The sequence below is a fragment of the Mesotoga sp. Brook.08.YT.4.2.5.2. genome, assembly GCF_003351125.1.
GTDB lineage: Bacteria > Thermotogota > Thermotogae > Petrotogales > Kosmotogaceae > Mesotoga.
This window is the reverse complement of the sequence record NZ_JPGZ01000030.1, coordinates 72,033-89,310: the sequence shown is the minus strand read 5'-3', so window position 1 is coordinate 89,310 and position 17,278 is coordinate 72,033. Positions and strand designations below refer to the sequence as shown.

Annotated in this window: 16 protein-coding genes; 8 read left to right on the top strand and 8 right to left on the bottom strand. The window is 45.2% G+C overall.

Going from position 1 to position 17,278, the window contains the following annotated elements:
• The first annotated feature begins 3 nt into the window (after positions 1-3).
• The 3 genes from xylA to Q502_RS07375 all read left to right on the top strand — a co-directional run bounded on the left by xylA (position 4) and on the right by Q502_RS07375 (position 3,874).
• Positions 4-1,326: a xylose isomerase gene (gene xylA / locus Q502_RS07385; protein ID WP_099828653.1), complete on the top strand. Its 1,323-nt coding sequence runs from the start codon at positions 4-6 to the stop codon at positions 1,324-1,326.
• 568 nt (positions 1,327-1,894) lie between these two features.
• Positions 1,895-2,524, top strand: a complete 630-nt coding sequence (locus Q502_RS07380) for a YkgJ family cysteine cluster protein (RefSeq protein WP_165775318.1) — start codon at positions 1,895-1,897, stop codon at positions 2,522-2,524.
• Positions 2,525-2,629: 105 nt separating this feature from the next.
• Complete coding sequence (locus Q502_RS07375; protein WP_099828652.1) at positions 2,630-3,874, top strand: hypothetical protein; 1,245 nt, start codon at positions 2,630-2,632, stop codon at positions 3,872-3,874.
• An 83-nt stretch (positions 3,875-3,957) separates the two neighbouring features.
• On the opposite strand, the gene Q502_RS07370 is transcribed toward Q502_RS07375, so the two are convergent.
• Positions 3,958-4,467 carry a winged helix-turn-helix domain-containing protein gene (locus Q502_RS07370; RefSeq protein WP_243392195.1) on the bottom strand — a complete coding sequence of 170 codons (510 nt, stop codon included), beginning with the start codon at positions 4,465-4,467 and terminating at the stop codon, positions 3,958-3,960.
• A gap of 160 nt (positions 4,468-4,627) precedes the next feature.
• Here Q502_RS07370 and Q502_RS07365 point away from each other — a divergent pair, with 160 nt between their 5' ends.
• Positions 4,628-5,407 carry a hypothetical protein gene (locus Q502_RS07365; protein ID WP_099828651.1) on the top strand — a complete coding sequence of 260 codons (780 nt, stop codon included), beginning with the start codon at positions 4,628-4,630 and terminating at the stop codon, positions 5,405-5,407.
• A gap of 82 nt (positions 5,408-5,489) precedes the next feature.
• Positions 5,490-7,148 carry a hydroxylamine reductase gene (hcp, locus tag Q502_RS07360; RefSeq protein WP_099828650.1) on the top strand — a complete coding sequence of 553 codons (1,659 nt, stop codon included), beginning with the start codon at positions 5,490-5,492 and terminating at the stop codon, positions 7,146-7,148.
• A 189-nt stretch (positions 7,149-7,337) separates the two neighbouring features.
• Here the strand turns inward: hcp and Q502_RS07355 are convergent, their stop codons facing one another.
• Positions 7,338-9,452 carry a hypothetical protein gene (locus tag Q502_RS07355; RefSeq protein WP_099828649.1) on the bottom strand — a complete coding sequence of 705 codons (2,115 nt, stop codon included), beginning with the start codon at positions 9,450-9,452 and terminating at the stop codon, positions 7,338-7,340.
• Between the two features lie 347 nt (positions 9,453-9,799).
• Between Q502_RS07355 and Q502_RS07350 the strand changes: the two genes are divergently transcribed.
• From Q502_RS07350 to Q502_RS07340, 3 genes are all read left to right on the top strand, one after another.
• Positions 9,800-10,837 carry an acyltransferase family protein gene (locus tag Q502_RS07350; RefSeq protein WP_243392194.1) on the top strand — a complete coding sequence of 346 codons (1,038 nt, stop codon included), beginning with the start codon at positions 9,800-9,802 and terminating at the stop codon, positions 10,835-10,837.
• Positions 10,838-11,325: 488 nt separating this feature from the next.
• A complete protein-coding gene (locus Q502_RS07345; RefSeq protein ID WP_099828648.1) occupies positions 11,326-12,285 on the top strand; it encodes a hypothetical protein in 960 nt (319 codons plus the stop codon).
• Positions 12,282-12,761 (top strand): hypothetical protein, encoded by a 480-nt coding sequence (locus Q502_RS07340; protein WP_099828647.1) that lies wholly within the window; start codon positions 12,282-12,284, stop codon positions 12,759-12,761. The genes Q502_RS07345 and Q502_RS07340 overlap by 4 nt, the downstream gene beginning before the upstream one ends.
• A gap of 13 nt (positions 12,762-12,774) precedes the next feature.
• On the opposite strand, the gene Q502_RS14655 is transcribed toward Q502_RS07340, so the two are convergent.
• From Q502_RS14655 to Q502_RS07315, 6 genes are all read right to left on the bottom strand, one after another.
• On the bottom strand, positions 12,775-13,437 hold the full coding sequence (locus Q502_RS14655; protein WP_243392192.1) for a helix-turn-helix transcriptional regulator: 663 nt from the start codon (positions 13,435-13,437) through the stop codon (positions 12,775-12,777).
• Positions 13,438-13,650: 213 nt separating this feature from the next.
• Positions 13,651-13,854 (bottom strand): hypothetical protein, encoded by a 204-nt coding sequence (locus tag Q502_RS14650; RefSeq protein WP_243392191.1) that lies wholly within the window; start codon positions 13,852-13,854, stop codon positions 13,651-13,653.
• A 133-nt stretch (positions 13,855-13,987) separates the two neighbouring features.
• Positions 13,988-14,782 carry a zinc transporter ZupT gene (zupT, locus tag Q502_RS07330; protein ID WP_099828646.1) on the bottom strand — a complete coding sequence of 265 codons (795 nt, stop codon included), beginning with the start codon at positions 14,780-14,782 and terminating at the stop codon, positions 13,988-13,990.
• A gap of 127 nt (positions 14,783-14,909) precedes the next feature.
• Positions 14,910-15,449: a 2-oxoacid:acceptor oxidoreductase family protein gene (locus Q502_RS07325; protein ID WP_099828645.1), complete on the bottom strand. Its 540-nt coding sequence runs from the start codon at positions 15,447-15,449 to the stop codon at positions 14,910-14,912.
• Positions 15,446-16,198, bottom strand: coding sequence for a thiamine pyrophosphate-dependent enzyme (locus Q502_RS07320; protein WP_099828644.1), 753 nt, complete (start codon positions 16,196-16,198; stop codon positions 15,446-15,448). The genes Q502_RS07325 and Q502_RS07320 overlap by 4 nt, the downstream gene beginning before the upstream one ends.
• Before the next feature lie 9 nt (positions 16,199-16,207).
• Entirely contained in the window at positions 16,208-17,266 is a 1,059-nt protein-coding gene (locus Q502_RS07315; RefSeq protein WP_099828643.1) for a 3-methyl-2-oxobutanoate dehydrogenase subunit VorB, read from the bottom strand.
• Between the last annotated feature and the right edge of the window lie 12 nt (positions 17,267-17,278).

Genomic DNA, 17,278 nt, shown 5'->3' with positions numbered 1-17,278 from the left:
GCAATGAGCATTTTCGACAAGATAGAGAGAATTCAGTACAAAGGGCCGGATAATCGCGACCCGCTTGCGTTCAGTTTCTACAACCCTGAAGAGACAATCATGGGGACCACTATGAGAGAGTATCTGAGATTTGCTGTGGCTTTCTGGCATACCTTCAAGGGTGATGGACTAGACATGTTCGGTCAGCCGACAGCGAGAAGAAGCTGGGACAGCGTTAAGGATCCTATGACTCTGGCAAAGCTTAAGGTCGATGCAGCGTTTGAGTTCTGCGAAAAGCTAAGCATTGACTACTTCTGTTTTCATGATCGAGATATTGCCCCTGAGGGAAATACTCTGCGGCAGACAAACAACAATCTCGATGAGATAGTGAGACATATTTCCGATCATCTAAAAACAAGCAACGTCGGAATACTTTGGGGAACGGCAAACTTGTTTGCGCACCCGAGATTCATGCATGGGGCTGCCACATCTTGCGATGCGGATGTCTATGCCTATGCTGCTGCTCAGGTGAAGAAAGCGATTGAAGTTACAAAAGAGCTGGGCGGTAAAAACTACGTATTCTGGGGAGGAAGAGAAGGGTATGAGACTCTTCTTAACACCAATATGAGTCTAGAGATAGAAAATCTTGCCAGATTCTTTCACATGGCTGTAGATTATGCGAAGGAAATCGGGTTCGAAGGCCAATTCCTGATAGAACCGAAACCCATGGAACCTACGAAGCACCAGTACGATTTCGACGTGGCAAATGCATTGTCTTTCCTGAGAAAGTACGGTCTTGAAGAGCACTTCAAGTTCAATGTTGAGGCCAATCACGCAACCCTTGCCGGACATGACTTTCAGCATGAACTGAGATTTGCCAGGATCAATGGTCTTCTTGGAAGTGTTGATGCAAACCAGGGAGACTTGCTTCTAGGATGGGATACGGACCAGTTTCCGACAGATGTCTACTCCACAACACTAGGAATGTACGAGATAATCAAGAACGGGGGTCTCAATCCCGGTGGTTTGAACTTCGATGCTAAAGTGAGAAGGGGTTCTTATGAAGAGAAAGATCTCTTTTCAAGCCATATAGCTGGTATGGATACATTCGCTCTGGGACTGAAGGCCGCCGCCAAACTCTTGCAGGAGGGCACGCTGGAAGACCTCTTGAAAGAAAGATACAGAAGCTTCGATTCAGGAATAGGAAAGGAGATTGAAGAAGGTAGAGCCAGCTTCAAGTCGCTTGAAGAATACATCATAGATAAAGAGAGTCCCCTTCCGGAGCCTTCTAGACAGGAGTATCTCGAAAGATTAGTCAACTGGTCGATCGTTTCTGCAGGTAGATAATTGGAGAACTCCTTAGCAATCTTGGAGAGCAGCTGCTTGAGGCTGCTCTCCTTTCGGAATGTAGAGGAACCCGCTGAGTTTCTAGAGATGTCAGTGCGCGTTGCTCTAGATCCGAATTTCAGTTCTATAAAAGGTTCACGCGTGAGAATGATTCGCGGGCGTTGACGTGAATCAGCCGGCGCAAGCAAGCATACACAAAGTACTTTTAAATGCCCACAGATTCTGTCAAAGAGGAAAACCGCAACAGCCACATCTTTTGTGTTTCGATTAGTTCAGCTCTTCTTAGGTTGAAACTCATATCTTCGTCTTTCCGTAATCTCGGCAGATGCGGATCTTCCAACCATTCCAGATCGACGTTGATACAGGCAGTTTAGCAAGCGAAATGCCAACAAAGCTCTCACGAGAAAGTACAGAACAAGCGCCTTGCTTAGGAAGTATAACTGCCTCTTTGTGATAGTTTTGTCATCACACACTCGCGATAACTCCATGCAGAATTTACTTGTGAAGGATTGATTTGCGCTGCTAGAGGTGAGAAGATTTCTCCAGCGTGTCTGGAGGAGGAACGTCATTGATAATCGATCTGTCGTTCAAAGACTTATATGGAAAGGCACTCGAAGTACAGGAGCTATTTGATTCAGTTGAAGAGCTAACAAATCAAATCCGGATCGAAACCGGTTTAAGATGCCCCCCTTCCTGCAGAGAATGCTGTAGAACTCGCGGCGATGCTATTCAGGTAACAATCACCGAATTTCTTCCGCTTTCTTTGAAACTCTGGAATGAGGGTAGAGCCGAGCTGTTTCTTTCGACATTGGAGACCGTTTTGGACGACGATAGTTGTATTCTTTTTGAGAGCTCACCAGAATTGAGCAAGGAAGGCGGATGCACAGAATACAGATACAGGCCACTGCTATGCAGGATGTTTGGTTTTTCAGGTGTAATGGACAAGTTCGGTAAGGTAGTTCCGGCGATATGCAGGCTTTTGAAGACAAACTGTCCAGAATGTGTCAGCAAGCTACTTGAAAGGATTTCTGAAGGGTCGCGAATTCCAGTATTTTCCGAGTTCTCCAGTCGTATTCAGGGAGTTGATCCGTATATGGGAACAAGGACTTATTCAATTAACGTGGCTCTGAGAAGAGCGCTTGAGTATGTGGGCATGAGAGTTGACTACACGACAAAAGGTTTCGACAGAACGGCGTAAGTTCGTATTAGGGTCCCGATTTGAGTATCATAAACTAAGCTCTGGTAGTAGAATTCTTCTAAGAAGTCTTTGCGTTTGAGACTCAAAGAAAGAGGAGGCGCACGTATGAAAAGACTGTTCATTATGTTTGTGATGATTCTTGTTGCTGCTACCCTTTCTGCTCAGCTCGGATTGAGGACCCTTACTCCCGAGCCTACAGAAACCATCGAAGCTACTGATTTGGAGGCGGTTCCTCCCGCTCCGGAAGGGTTGCCTGCTCTTACTCTAAGAACTGTAGATTCACTACTGGTAACCTTCAGAGAAGGGTGGAAAGGCCCGGATGATCCTGCGTGGAAGACCGAGACAATTGGCACTTCGAAAATAATGATACCCGATAGTTACTCGATCTTCCAGGAGAAGATGGGTTTGAACTACGACGCTCAAATCTTCGATGAAGACAACGCTTTGTTCGGTAGGCTCTTCTTCTATCAGCTTGAGTCTTATGAGCGTGAAGAGTTGGTTGAGGCGGTGGTCGCTTCTCTTTATGGCGAGAGCGCTTCGACTGACAGGGCATATGAAGAGACAGTAGAACTTGAGAGCGGGCTCGTTGCTTATCTTGCATCATTAAAGGTGAGACCGGAAGCAGAGTATCCATTCATTGCCGTGTACTATCCATCTGAGGAACTGGATGTGACGGAACCGGGACCGGTAACGATGTTCGTTTTCGAGCTCGCGAATTACCAAGGTTCGGAACTCGAAATGGCGAAGGAAATCATTTCCAAAATCGTTGGAAGCTTTATCGATGTGGAAGAAGAATTGGAAGAAGAAGTAGTTGTTCCTGAATTGGAAAAGAGTGAACATACAGATCTTTTCGTCAAGATGATCGACTCACTTCTCAAAGAAGATGATATTGATATCAATATTGATGACTGGCTAGAGGTTGAAGGCGACTATTTCGGATTCTTGATGCCGCCAGAATTCTCAGTGCAGTTTTACCTTTCCGACTATTTTGAGGTGGCCGATTTAGGATTGCGTGGAACTATTGTCGGCAAGCTTTTTGTCGGTGAGACAGACGAACCTGCAAGTACTGAAGGCGTACTTAGTGAGCTTGTTTATGAGTATCTTGGTGGATTTGGTAATTTCGAGGTAGTTGATAGCTATTCAGGAAATATCGGTCGGGAGTCAACAGTAAACGTTTTCGCTCTGGACTTCTCTGGACAACTCTGCTGGATAGCACTGTTCTCCGAATCGGTTGATGCCGAAGTGTTCGGTCCAGGAGAGTACTTTGCTTTGGTTGGACTGGCCGATTCGCAGGATGCAGAAAACTGGGCTAAATGGTACACCGGAATTCTCGCAACGCTAGACTTCTAGTTCGTTTGCAAATGACGATTCGACAGGCGCACCTGAGAAGGGGCGCCTGTCTTTTTGGTTTACTTTCAAGGGAAGTTAGTCAGTTACTGGTCAGTTTTCTCGGCAGTTTCTTTCTCTTCGGTGTCGAAAAGCCACTGTAGGAATTGTAAAAAACCGCTTCCGGCAGACTTTATAGCGCTCTTAAGAGCATCCGCAGCTGTACTTGCTTCTTTTCCGTAAACTGTAATTCCAGAAGAGTTCTTAGTGTGATCCTCAAAGGATGCTAGGTTCTCTTTCAGATAGTTAGTGAGAGACCTCTCTTCCTGAAGCTCTCTCCTAAGCTGTTCGTTCTCCTCTTGAAGGGTGTGAACTCTTTCTCGAAGTTCGGATACTTCTTCGGAGAGAGAACTTTTGGAGTCCGCTTTTCCTGTAGCCCTGTGCGCGGCTTCAACAACTGTCAGACCTTGCGAAGTGAAACCGGGCATCTTCTTGACGACTTCAACCACTTCCTCATTGACTTCATCAATCAGTCCTTCTTCAATGAGGACCTTAACGTAGTTCCTCACCGTTTCGTATTTTATTCCACTTGCTTCAGAGAGTTCTTTGAAATTCACCTTAGGTCCCCCCAACAGAAGCGTCTTTGTTTTCATACTCAGTATATCAGAATTGGGAAGATAGAGCGGAGTGTTGTTGAGTTTGAGCGTTTGACGATATCCTTTTGCCAGTAATTTGATATGATTAGCATAGGTCAAAGAGCAAAGCGAGGAGAGAAGCATGAAAAAAGCATTACTGATTTTCATTTCAACCTTTGTCGTACTTACTGCACTATCAGCAGTCTTCATGGAAGAGGAATTGACTGCAGAACAATTCGGTTTCGTTGGAGATCTGAAGAGTGTCAGAGTCGAAATCGCCAGGTTAGGTGCCCAGTTACTGGTTTCGGAACCCGAGACGCTTTCTTTTAGCGAGTCGGGTTTGCTGATCGCCAGTGAAAGAAGTAGTATGAAGATCATCTACGTTTATGACGAGTTTGACAGGCTCGTCAGGAAGGAATTCATAGACGATGAAGGTGAGGTCTTCCAGACGGTTGAAGTCATCTATGACGATGAATTCTATGAAGCCATTGCCTTTGACGGCACTGGGAATGAACTTGAGAGAACTCGTTACTGGTTGGATTTGGTCGAAAGAACGCTTTCCTTTTCCATATCAACGGAAACAGGGTCTTCAACTAACACTCTCTACTTCGACGACAGCGGAAGAAAGACAAAGAGTTATTCCATTGTTAGAGAGAGCGTTGAAGACCTTGGTACGGATGTGAATATAGTCGTTGAGAGTAGATTCACTTATGATCTGAACGGATTTCTCAAGAGCGAGACTACCATAGTAAGAATCAGAAAAGAAGGCATGGAACACGCCACTGAATACCGAACGAGGGTTGACATACTTCTGAGAGACGAAAACGGCAACCCCGCCCGTGAGCTTAGAAGAACGGAATTTCAAGATGGCTCCAATCCTCCTGAGGAGTTCATTTACTCAAGAGAGTTCATATACTATTGATTCGGATGATGTGTAACATATGTTACCGATACAGCCCTCACAGCGGATGTAAGATAGTTATGATAGCGAAGGAGGGATTCACTTGTTCTGTTTTCAGTGTTCAGAAACGATGAAGGGAACAGGGTGCACCGTCAAAGGTGTTTGTGGAAAAGAGCCGGAAGTGGCAAATCTTCAAGATCTTCTCATCTGGATTCTAAAAGGAACTTCGTTTTGGGGAGTGAAAGCGAGAGAAGTCGGGATAAACGATTCCGACACAGGCCTCCACATCGCTGAAGGACTGTTCACAACAATAACAAATGTCGACTTCGATTCTGTGAGCCTTGGTAAGAAGATCGATAAGGCTCTGGCCGCAAGAGACAGGATCGAAGTGATGTTCAGAGAATCATTCAAGAGAGTACATGGTAAGGAGTTTGACGGAGAAGTTCCAGAAGCCTGCACCTGGAGAGTCTCCGGTGGGCTTGATGTTTACGAAATGAAAGGTGCCGAAGTTGGCGTTATGGATACAAGAGATGAAGACATCCGCTCACTCAGGGAGCTTCTTACTTACGGACTTAAGGGAATCGCCGCTTACACTGATCACGCGTACATTTTGAAACACTCGGAAAGTTCGATCCTTGATTTTCTTCAGGAAGGAATGGCGGCCTGTCTCGACGATTCGCTAAGTGTCGACGACTATGTGTCCCTTGTTTTAAGAGCAGGAGAGTATGCGGTGAAGGCTATGGCCTTGCTGGATGAAGCGAATACGACAAGCTACGGAAATCCCGAAATAACTTCCGTATATACGGGAAAACTTGAGGGACCTGGAATTCTGGTGAGCGGACATGATCTCCTGGATCTCGAAGAGCTCCTGAAGCAGACCGAAGGAAAGGGAATAAACATCTACACTCATGGCGAAATGCTCCCTGCAAATGCCTATCCGAACCTTAAGAAGTTCAATCACCTAAAGGGGAATTTCGGTACATCCTGGTACAATCAGCAGAAGGAATTTGAAGAGTTTGGAGGTCCTATTCTAATGACCACGAACTGCATTCAGAAACCGAGGGACTCTTACAAGGAGAGAATATTCACAACGGGCCTTGTCGGTTGGCCGGGCGTTGCACATATCCCTAACAGGATGGATGGTAAGCAGAAGGACTTTTCGCGGATCATAGAAGAGGCTCTCAAAATCGGTGATATAGGTGCCAGACCAGGTAAGACTATTGTTGTGGGTCTTGCTCATGATCAGCTTTCCAAAGTGTCGGATAAGATAATCGACGCGGTCAAGTCGGGGGCGATAAAGAAATTCGTGGTAATGGGTGGCTGTGACGGTCACTCGAAAGAACGCGAGTATTATACTGAACTCGCCGAGAAACTGCCTGACAATATGGTTATCCTGACTGCAGGTTGTGCAAAGTACAGATATAATATGCTTGATCTTGGCGATATCGGTGGTATACCGAGAGTTGTAGATGCGGGCCAGTGTAATGACTCGTACTCACTAGTGGTGACGGCTCTCAAGCTCAAAGATGCCTTTGGACTTGATGACATAAACGATCTGCCGATAGAGTACGATATCGCGTGGTATGAGCAGAAGGCGGTTGCCGTTCTTCTCGCACTTCTCTACATGGGAGTGAAGGGAATACGTCTTGGACCGATTCTTCCCGCATTCGTATCACCTAACGTTCTCAAGGTTCTTGTGGATAACTTCGATATAAAACCAATTACGACGGCGGAAGAGGATCTCAAAGCTATTGTTGGTTAGTCTGTGGCAAGATAAAGAAGAACCATCCATAACAAGTCTTGAGTAAGATTAGGCTCAATATCTCCCAAGCCGGGCGCCGCTAAGTGCCCGGCTTTGTCGGATCCAACGAAGTGTGGGACGGAACCGATCACCTTGGTAACTTGGGTCTCCCCCCCGAGCCACTCTTGTCCTATGGAAACATGATGTCAATTAAGGGAGTATGTTTATTATTCCCAGAACAAGCGCTGCAAGCGACGAGATAACAGCTACCGTCAACCAGATATTATTCGTCCTTTTCAGTGATGCGATCTCGCGCGCTGTTTCTTCTCCAACTCGCTTAACTGCCTCTTCAGTTATTTCAGTGATCTCATCCCTGGTAACAATTACCGCCGTCAGTTCCGATGACAGACTCCTGAGTTCCTGCGCGGTTGCGGCTAGCTCTTCCTTCGTTTTGGATAGATCATTCTGGAGCCGTTGAATTGCCTTCAGATTACTATCTATTGCAGCAACCGAGCCATCAAAATTCCCCTTCATACTGTCGAGATCTACGGATACAACTCCCAGAGATTCTTCGAGAAGTTCTATCGAACGATCAAGGTCAACCAAAAGGGTTCTTACGTCCGAGAGCTCAGAGTTTAGTTCTCCAATACTCCCGGTCAACTCATCGTATGCTTCTCCAAAAGCCTCTATAGATACTCCTGCAGGCGGAATCGATTCTCCGAGACTTATCAAATCTGAGTTGAATCTCACGAATCCCCTAGACAAACTGTCGACTATTCCGCGGAGCTCAAGTATCTCGGTTTCGAGTTCAGCGAAGTTTATTGCTCCGGTTCCAAATACACCGATTTCGAGATCTTCAATCTTTTCCTCAAGAACCTCCAAAGTACCTTCGATTGAAGAACGATGTTCCTCGAGAGTATCAATTCTATTAGAGAGAGTTTTGGCAGTTGATTCTGAAGCGGTTAGTCTAGCTCTTATCTCTTCTAGAGCAGCTAGCGACAGTTCAGTAGCCGATACTCTCTCTTCGATATACAAGAGAGTCTCAGATAATGAACTAACTCTTTCCATCTGAGCTAGAGAAATCTCTGAAACGTATTTTGACAATCCATCGAGTTCCAAAGCCACTTCATTCAGAAGCTCACTATTATTCAGGATGGCTTCGGTGTTGGACTCAAACATTGTTTCAACAACCTCAAATCGATTATCCAGAATATCCAACTCGATTACTAGTCTTTCGTGGATTGATTCTATTTCGCCCGAGTGTTTTTCAACAGAGTTTTCCAGCTCTTCAAATCCATATTTCATTGCTGACAAGACTTCGGAGATCTCATCAATTTTCTCGTTTATGGATAGAATAACTGCAGAGTCGGTCTGTTCTGCTGCAGAGGCTCTCACATCCTCAATCGAGTCCTGAAGGCTATTCACTCTGTCGTTAAGATGGCTTTGTGATGCTGCAAGCGTTTCTATTCTAGAAATCTCGTCACTCCATTCTACAAGTGATAAATAGAGTCGTTCGAGCGAATCACTGAGTTCTTCGAACTCAATTCTAAGCACAGGATTATCGACAACCGCATCTTCGAGAGAAACAAGCCTGTTTTCTATCGATACTGCGAATTCTTCAATGTCGAAAGCTCCCCTGTCAACCGCTGCTTTGTATTCTGCCAGCGCGACTTGAGTATCCAGAAATAATGTGTTTAGCCTCCTGAACTGTAGGTTCAGTCCTTCGACGTTGTCCTGAAGGAAGTTGAGTCTGTCGTTAAGATCGGCCATGCCTTCAACTATTGAATCGTAATCATATGTCTCCTGGACGTCAACTACCGGCGTTGTTTCATCAAGGGTTACGGGTGCCATCTCGACTATCTTTCCAGGTTCTGTGGTCTTCACTCTCCACGGGAGAAGAATCTGTTGTATTCTTATGTCCATAAAGTAGTCCTGAACTTCTGATTTTGAAGTCAATACCAGAACTCCACCAGATGGAAGGGAAAAGGGTAACTGCAAGGGCACGGAGAGATCTTCAACTTTGTAGATTTGATAAGGGACTCTCTCTTCGCTTTCGCTGTCAATTATCGCAACGTTGTTCACTTCTAAGTCCATCACTCTCGTAGATCTGATGATTAGTATGCCCAGCAGATTCTGATCGGCGATAACCTTTGATTCGGAGTCGGTAGCAGCATAAGCAGGAACGAATCTCGCATCAAAGCCAGCTCCAGAGAATGAAACGAAGTCATCACTCCTTGACAAGAGACTGTTGAACAACTCATCATATTCTTGGGCCAGGGTAACTACCGAGATCAAGACAATTAGAAAGATAAGAACTTTTTTCATAAGCATACCTCCTGCCAGACGGCCGCTTGGCCAGCGAATTCCTTCAAACAGACTGTACTTCCATTTGCTTCGGGACCCAATGTGTTTCACTTCCCTATAATGTTAAGTATAACAACGTGAGCCATATAATTCAGCACTCTACTAATCGAAACTTCCAAACACACACAGTCTATCAGAGACAAACACCCTAAGAAACAGCTAATTTTCGAGCATATTTCGGTTTGAAGTACTGATATTTTTTCACACGTCACCACTGTCTGCATTTTACCATTGCCACCAAATGATTAACCAAGCCTCTTTCACCTGTGATATACTGTCAGTGAGATTTTCAGCGGAGTGTGTCGCTCTTGAATAAACAACCAGCAGAATTTGCACTAAGCGGCGAACGTATCGTCTGGATTGATGTTGCCAGGGGTTTTCTTATGGCACTGGTGATTATGTATCACACTCTCCCCCCTCAGTTAGTTGCTAATCTAATAAACCCGGCGGCCTGCACCTTCTTCTTTCTTTCCGGTCTTTTCTCAAAGGAACTGCCAATTAGGAAGGGCGTAAAGAAGAGGCTTAAGCAGCTAATGGTGCCTTACTACACAATGGCCGGGTTCAACATACTAATCTGGCTGATCGTCAAACTGCTGGTGACGCGAGAAGAACTAAATTTCTCCATTGGCTCAGTTTTGGTGAATGTTCTGACCGTTCGTACTGCCGTGGGGATAATTCCACTGAACATCATTCCATTATGGTTTGTTCCTGCCGTTTTCGTCACGGAGATCTACTATTCAGTTCTGAAGAAGCTGAATATTCTACCGATTGGAATTGTTCTGGGTTTCGTGTCGATGTTCTTCTTCTACGGGGCTCTGCCCTTCAAAATTGATGTTGCGCTTGCCGTGCTTCCATATTTTGCCGTTGGTAAAGTGGTGAAGTCATTGGGACTTTCTTCAAAAAGAATCCCTGTTCTCCTTACGGTAACTGCATGTGCATTATTCGTTTCAACAGCTGCTTTTTCTAACGAAGTCTATCTGATGGAAGACTACTTCGGCTCGTCACCTCTTCTATACGTAATTGCTGCACTGGTTGGGATAATAGCTGTATGCGGTCTAGCTCAGATTCTTGAGAAGGTCAAGCTTGCGAGGTCTATCCTCTCTCTCTTTGGCAAACATACTCTTTTCATACTAGGTTATCACATAGCCGCAGGTTTTCTCGTCTATCCCATATTCGATGTGTTCGGGAATCCGATTGAGATCATGCAAAGGTTTTGGTATATATACTGGTTTATGAACATGGCTCTGATCTATCTGATGATCAGATTAATCCCCAAACCGGCTATGATGATTATGTCAGGCACCTTCCTCGTGAAACGCAGGAGTCTTTCCACAGAATTAGTTTAGTGAGAATGATGAGATGAATTGCTTCAGAGTATGCGAAGAGTCAGTTTCGACTTGCAATTTTCGAGACTTATTTGATAACACACAGCGGGACGCTGTGCACATCAGATTCCGTTGTAGAAGACGGGAAAGTTCATGTTCCTTTAAGGGCTATTTCCTTTAGTTTGTTCAGTCTGAATGATAACAGATGATCGCTGGGAATGCTTTATAAATTAAAGAGATTCTCCACCAAACGGAATCCACTCGTAGCGAATGACATTCCGGTGACTGTTGTTCTGTTATTCCTAGCCAATAACTAGCCTATTGGAGGTCGAGCTTTCAGAGAATCTGAGAGTGCTGTCAAAGAGAGTCCTGTTTAGAAAAGGTGATTCTAGCTCTTATACTATTTGTTGATCCAACAGTAAAACTTTACTCTGCATATCGCCCTCTGTCCGGTGACTATCAAAAAATGGTATCATCCTATTTGAAGGCGTGTTTCGGGAGGGATTCCTATGACTGCGTTACTGATCATTATTGCTGTTTTGTTAGGCTATGTTGCTTATAGGCTTATCCTGAGAGAGGGGGGTATATTCCTTGGACCTTATGAGTTTAAGTTCAGGAAAGACCCTGGTCCCGACGAGTTTCTACAACGTTTGAAAGAGCTTCAGCAGGGGAAACAAGATTTCGAGAGTAGGTTGGTGTTGAGTGCAGCCACCAGTAAGTTTCCTAATAACATTGAGTTTTTCAGGCTTGCAATGGACAAAGTCTTCACAGATCTCAAGACGGCCCAGACAGAGAAAGAAGTAGAAGAAATATTCACGCGTGGGGAAAGCCTCATAAAGGAATTTGGAGCGGCTTCCGGCACAGACTCCATATCGCTTCTAACTGAGTATTCGAAGCGACTGGTACAGGCACAGGAAGAGTTTTACTCTTTAAGAAAGGAAAGAGATCTTGAGATCGAGAGAAGACAGCGGGAGAGAAATGAAGCGATTTTGAAAGAGCTCGAGAACATTCTGGAAGGTATCAGAGCGTCAAATGATGAGATGGCCATAAGGGATGCTATGAACAATGCCGCAAGACTTGAAACGGGTATGGACCTCTCGCTGGTCGATGAAAGCCAGAATGAAAGATACAGAGATGTGAAAAACGGCTTCTACAAAATGGCTGAAGAAAAGGTTGAGTCTCTGAGAAGTGCAAGGTACTCCAGATACAACAGAAAAGCGATAGAGAGGTTGAAGAAGCTCCTTGATGAGTTCACTGAGAATGAGAAGGAACTTTCCAGAAGCGGGAGTTCACTCCCTGTAACCTTGAAAGAATACATTGGAACACTGAACACCTCTTATTTCGATGGTCCAACTATGCAGTACTTCAATTACGTCTACGGTTATATTTTCTCGTTGATAGATGAAGATCTGAAGTTTGAAGTAACTAGAATCATGGCCGAGACGGAAAAGGATACTCTTGATATATGAGCGGTGAGAAGAGGATTCGGCTCAAGAGTACTGGAATCCAGCCTCGCTTCGATTTCCAGATGGAAAGGAAAGGTCAGATCCCCGAAAAAGACGATCTTAAAGGCGCGCTCGAGATTTTCGACAGCTCTCTTCCTCTTAAGAGAGCAAACGAATATTCAGTTGAGAGCTTGGTCTCGCTGTCAAGTATAAGAAAGATATATGAAAACCTGGAAAAGAAGCTCGAGATGCAGAAGAGAAGTTTGGAGCCTCACAGTGTAGTTATGAAAGAGGAAGAAGTGACTCTCGTTGAGATAATTCTTAAAGAGACTCCGCTGAAGCAATGGTACACGACCGGAAAGACACTTGGAAGTCTGGCTTCGATTGGAGCAAAAGTCGCTCTTCAACTCCTAAAAAACAAGAAGGACGAAAGGATTTTCAATAGGCTCCGCCTGCTTGAAATAGAGGTGATTCATCGAAAACTGGAAGAGAACACCTAACCTTTATTGACTTCTATAAAGCCTTCAATAGCTCTACCAATCTTAAGACGACAGCCTCCTTGTTGAGAGAGAAATACATCATTTGATTCATCTTCTCCACGCTGACCATACCTGCTTCACGTAAGATGTCGATGTGCTCTCCAATCTCGAAATTAGAAAGATCTAACGCTCTTGCGAGCTCATGTCCGGAAGATTGGCCCATCGATAGATGCCTAATTATGGCGAGTCTTTTCTCATGAGCAAGAGCATCAAAAGTATCGGCAGACGTTTCCAGCTGATTCTTGGGAGTGGTCATTACCTCTCTGAAGCGGAATCCCACAGTATACATATCTTCCTTTACAAAAAGTATTGCTGCGTTTGAGACCAGGAATTCGGAGAAGTAGCTGGGACAAATCACAGCTCTTTCGAGTTCTTCATAACTCGTATAGTCGATGTTCTTTATGAGTGTCTTCAGAAACTTAATGCCGGAAGCTTCAATCTCTTTCTTCAGATCAGTTGCTACTTTTGGAAGCGTCCTTTCGAGCTTTGGTTCTATCACAGAAAATGAGTTTTCGTAAAACCACTCAAACAAGTAAATGAAGTCGTCTTTGGCCTTCTCCGGACCAGAAAGCATCTCGAAGAGAACGGCTTTTCTTTCCGGAGAGAATGACATGTCTTTCGAGACAAAGAGAAGCATTTCATTGTCGTTTTCAATTATTCCTTCGAAGGTGTTAATATCTACCGCGCCTTTTCTCGGACCGTAACCGGAATAAATGAAATGAGCAAAACCCTTTCGGGCATTTCTCTTAAGTGTTCAATTAGCTGTCTTGCATTTTTGAGGCTGCTGTGCGTAATATCCGGAAGAAAGCACATTCCAAAAAAAAGTCTCCCAAGCAAAGAACTCCTTTAGCTACTCAAGTATGTCCGGAGTGAGAATACTCTTTGTTTCGGAAACCCAGTTTTGAATATCCCTATTTGGTTCAAACTTGCCCTTATAGAGTGAAGACTCAAACAACTCATGAAATCTCTCGTTGTTATTCAATCTGAACAAACCATGGAGAAGATCGCAGGCTGTGCTGGAGCAAACTTCCACTTTGTTGTCAATCCAGTTCAAAACTTACCACCCCCCAAGACTCACATTAACGCGAATAGTCTATCACTATAAAGCGAAGAACAACATGAATCTCATTGATAAATGGATGTCTCTTTCTGTCCAAGCACTTGCAACACGATTCTATCAGAATGAACTACAGTATGAGCAGACTGACCGCCATGACCGCCATTCCGGCTATTAATCCCGATATGGAGAGATGGTGTTCTCCATACTTCTCTGCCGAAGGAAGGAGTTCATCTAGAGATATGTAAACCATTATCCCTGCAACTCCGGCAAAGACAATCCCGAATGCAATGTCGGTGAAAAGGATATTTATCAGCGCAAATCCGATCAAAGCGCCAGCCGGTTCTGCCAGACCCGAAAGAAATGAATACATGAAAGCCTTCTTCCTGCTTCCCGTTGCGTGATATATCGGAACAGCCACAGCGATCCCTTCAGGGACATTGTGGATTGCTATCGCAACCGCAATAGGTACCCCAAGCGACGGATCCTTCATGGCAGCAAGGAATGTTGCGAGCCCTTCAGGAAAGTTGTGGACAGCAATGGCAAACGCAGTGAAAAGCCCCATTCTCAAGAGAGTTTTGTTTTTGGCTTGCATTTCATCTACGTCTCTCATTTCGTGAGGATTCTCTGCGGAAGGTACAAGGAAGTCGATCAGGGCAATAATGCCTATACCTCCGAAGAAAGCGATTACATTAATCCAGTCGCTTATGCCACTTCCCACAGACTTCTGGAGAGATTCACCGCTCTTTACAAAGATCTCGACGAAGGATACGTATATCATTATACCGGCGGAGAAGCCAAGCGAAACTGAAAGAAACTTTGTGTTGGTTTTTTTTGCGAAAATCGCAAGAATACTGCCGATCCCGGTGGAAAGCCCCGCAAAAACAGTCAAAAAAAACGCTGGCCAGAAATTGTCAAGTTGCATCGTAATCCTCCATATAGTCCGCTAGAAAGATTATACATTTCTTCATTGGTTTGGCAGTCATTCTGCATAGATTTTTGATTAGCGTAAAGGTCTAAAGAAGACGCGCTCTGGGCGCGTCTTTTCAAGATCACTTAACTGACTTCATGCCTTCTTCTATGGCGCGGATATTCAAATCTACGAGTGCTGCTTTTCTTCCTGTTAGCTTTTTCTCCAGTGCCTTTCTTACTCCATCGAGAGTGACCGTTCCGGCCCTGCCAAGGTATGCACCAAGAACTACCATATTTGCAACCTTGAGATTACCGAGCTTCTCAGCGACCGAGTTTGCATCGATCTTGACGACAGAAATATCGTTTCTACTCGTATCTCTATCAACAACAGATGTGTTTATCACCATGAGTCCGCCAGGTTGAATCTCCTTCTCGAACTTCAGAAGAGAAGGGATGTTCATTACTATCAACTCGTTTGGAGTATTCGTAATAGGTGAGCCAATCGGCTCATCGCTAACGACAACCGTGCAGTTCGCAGTCCCGCCTCGCATTTCAGGACCATATGACGGTAGCCAGGTAGTGTGCTTGTTGTCGAACATTCCCGCCGTTGCAAGAATCTGTCCTATCAGCATCACTCCCTGTCCCCCAAATCCCGCAGCAACCAAGAGATGCTCACTCATTTGAAATCACCGACCTTGTCGACAAATACCCCGACGGGATACTCTTTCTTCATGTTTTCATTTAGCCAGTTGATTGACTCCACCGGGTTGAGGCCCCAGTTTGTCGGGCAAGTCGAAAGAACCTCGACCAATGAGAAGCCCAGCCCTTTTTGTTGTGCGACAAAGGCCTTCTTTATTGAAGCCTTTGCCTTCCTAACTTCCTGAGGAGAACTCACAGCCACTCTTTCCAGATAGACAATTCCGGCGGTTTCTTTCAGCAATTCCGAAACATGAATCGGAAACCCTTCCGTCTCTGCTTTTCTCCCATACGGAGAAGTAGTGGTTTTCATTCCAAGCAAGGTCGTCGGTGCCATCTGGCCGCCTGTCATACCGTAGATCGCGTTGTTGACGAAGATCGTGGTGATCTTCTCGCCTCTATTTGCGGCATGAATTATCTCGGCGGTTCCTATGGCTGCGAGGTCTCCATCTCCCTGATACGTGAATACGATTCTATCAGGCATCGCTCTCTTCATTCCCGTAGCTACTGCTGGAGCCCTTCCGTGCGGGGCAACGGTACCGTCCACATCAAAGAACTGATAGGCGAAGACTGAGCATCCAACGGGAGCAACCATTAGCGTCTTTCCTTGAATGTCGAGTTCATCAATTACTTCTGCTATGAGTCTATGGATAATGCCGTGGTGACAACCAGGGCAATACGAGAATTCGTTTCTAGCAAGTGACTTTGGTCTCTTGTAAGTAGCCTGTTCCATACAATCACCTCATCCTATAAGTCTGACGAGTTCTCTTAACACTTCGTCAGGCGTTGGAACCATTCCTCCGGTTCTTCCATAGAAATGAACCGGAAGAGTTGCTTCGACTGCAAGGCGAACGTCCTCGACCATCTGCCCCATAGACATTTCCACATCCAGACAGAATTTCTTTCCTCTTGCCGCCTCTTTTAACTCTGCGTATGGAAACGGCCACAACGAGATTGGTCTGAACAATCCAACCTTGATTCCCTGTTTCCTTGCCATTTTCACTACACTGCCTAGAATTCTTCCCATCGTTCCATAGCCGACTAGAACGTAATCTGCATCATCAAGATCATGAGACTCATATCTGACTTCCTTTGCTTTTATCTCATCGTATCCCTTGTGGACAACGATATTCATCTCTTCAAGTCTTACAGGATCGATATCAAAGGAAGTTACCTTATGAGGTTCCCTTCCTTCTGTTCCCCTCAATGCCCAACTGGAATGGTCGTTGATTCCATCAAGTTTGACAAACTCGGGGAAGACAACAGGCTCCATCATTTGACCAAGCATTCCATCTGCAAGAATCATTACCGGAACTCTGTAATTGTCAGCTAAATCAAAAGCAGACTCCATAAGATCTACCGCTTCCTGGATGCTGCCGGGCGCTAGAACTATCAAATGATAGTCACCATGCCCCCCGCCCTTCGTTGACTGGAAGTAGTCACTCTGTGCTGGCTGAATATCTCCCAGTCCAGGTCCCCCTCGTACAACGTTCACAAAAACCGTAGGAAGCCTTGCTCCAGCAATATAAGATACCCCCTCTTGCATGAGGCTGTAGCCGGGACTCGAAGTTGAAGTCATAACTCTGTGACCAGTGCTTGCGGCTCCGTAAACCATATTCACCGCCGCTACTTCGCTCTCGGACTGAAGAAATACGCCGCTTACTTCAGGCATTCGCCGAGCCATATACTCTGTAAACTCCGATTGAGGAGTAATCGGATAACCAAAATACAACCTACAGCCGGCCCTTATTGCAGCTTCAGCCATTGCTTCGTTACCTTTAACCATCATTTTTTCGGCCATCTAATTTTCCCC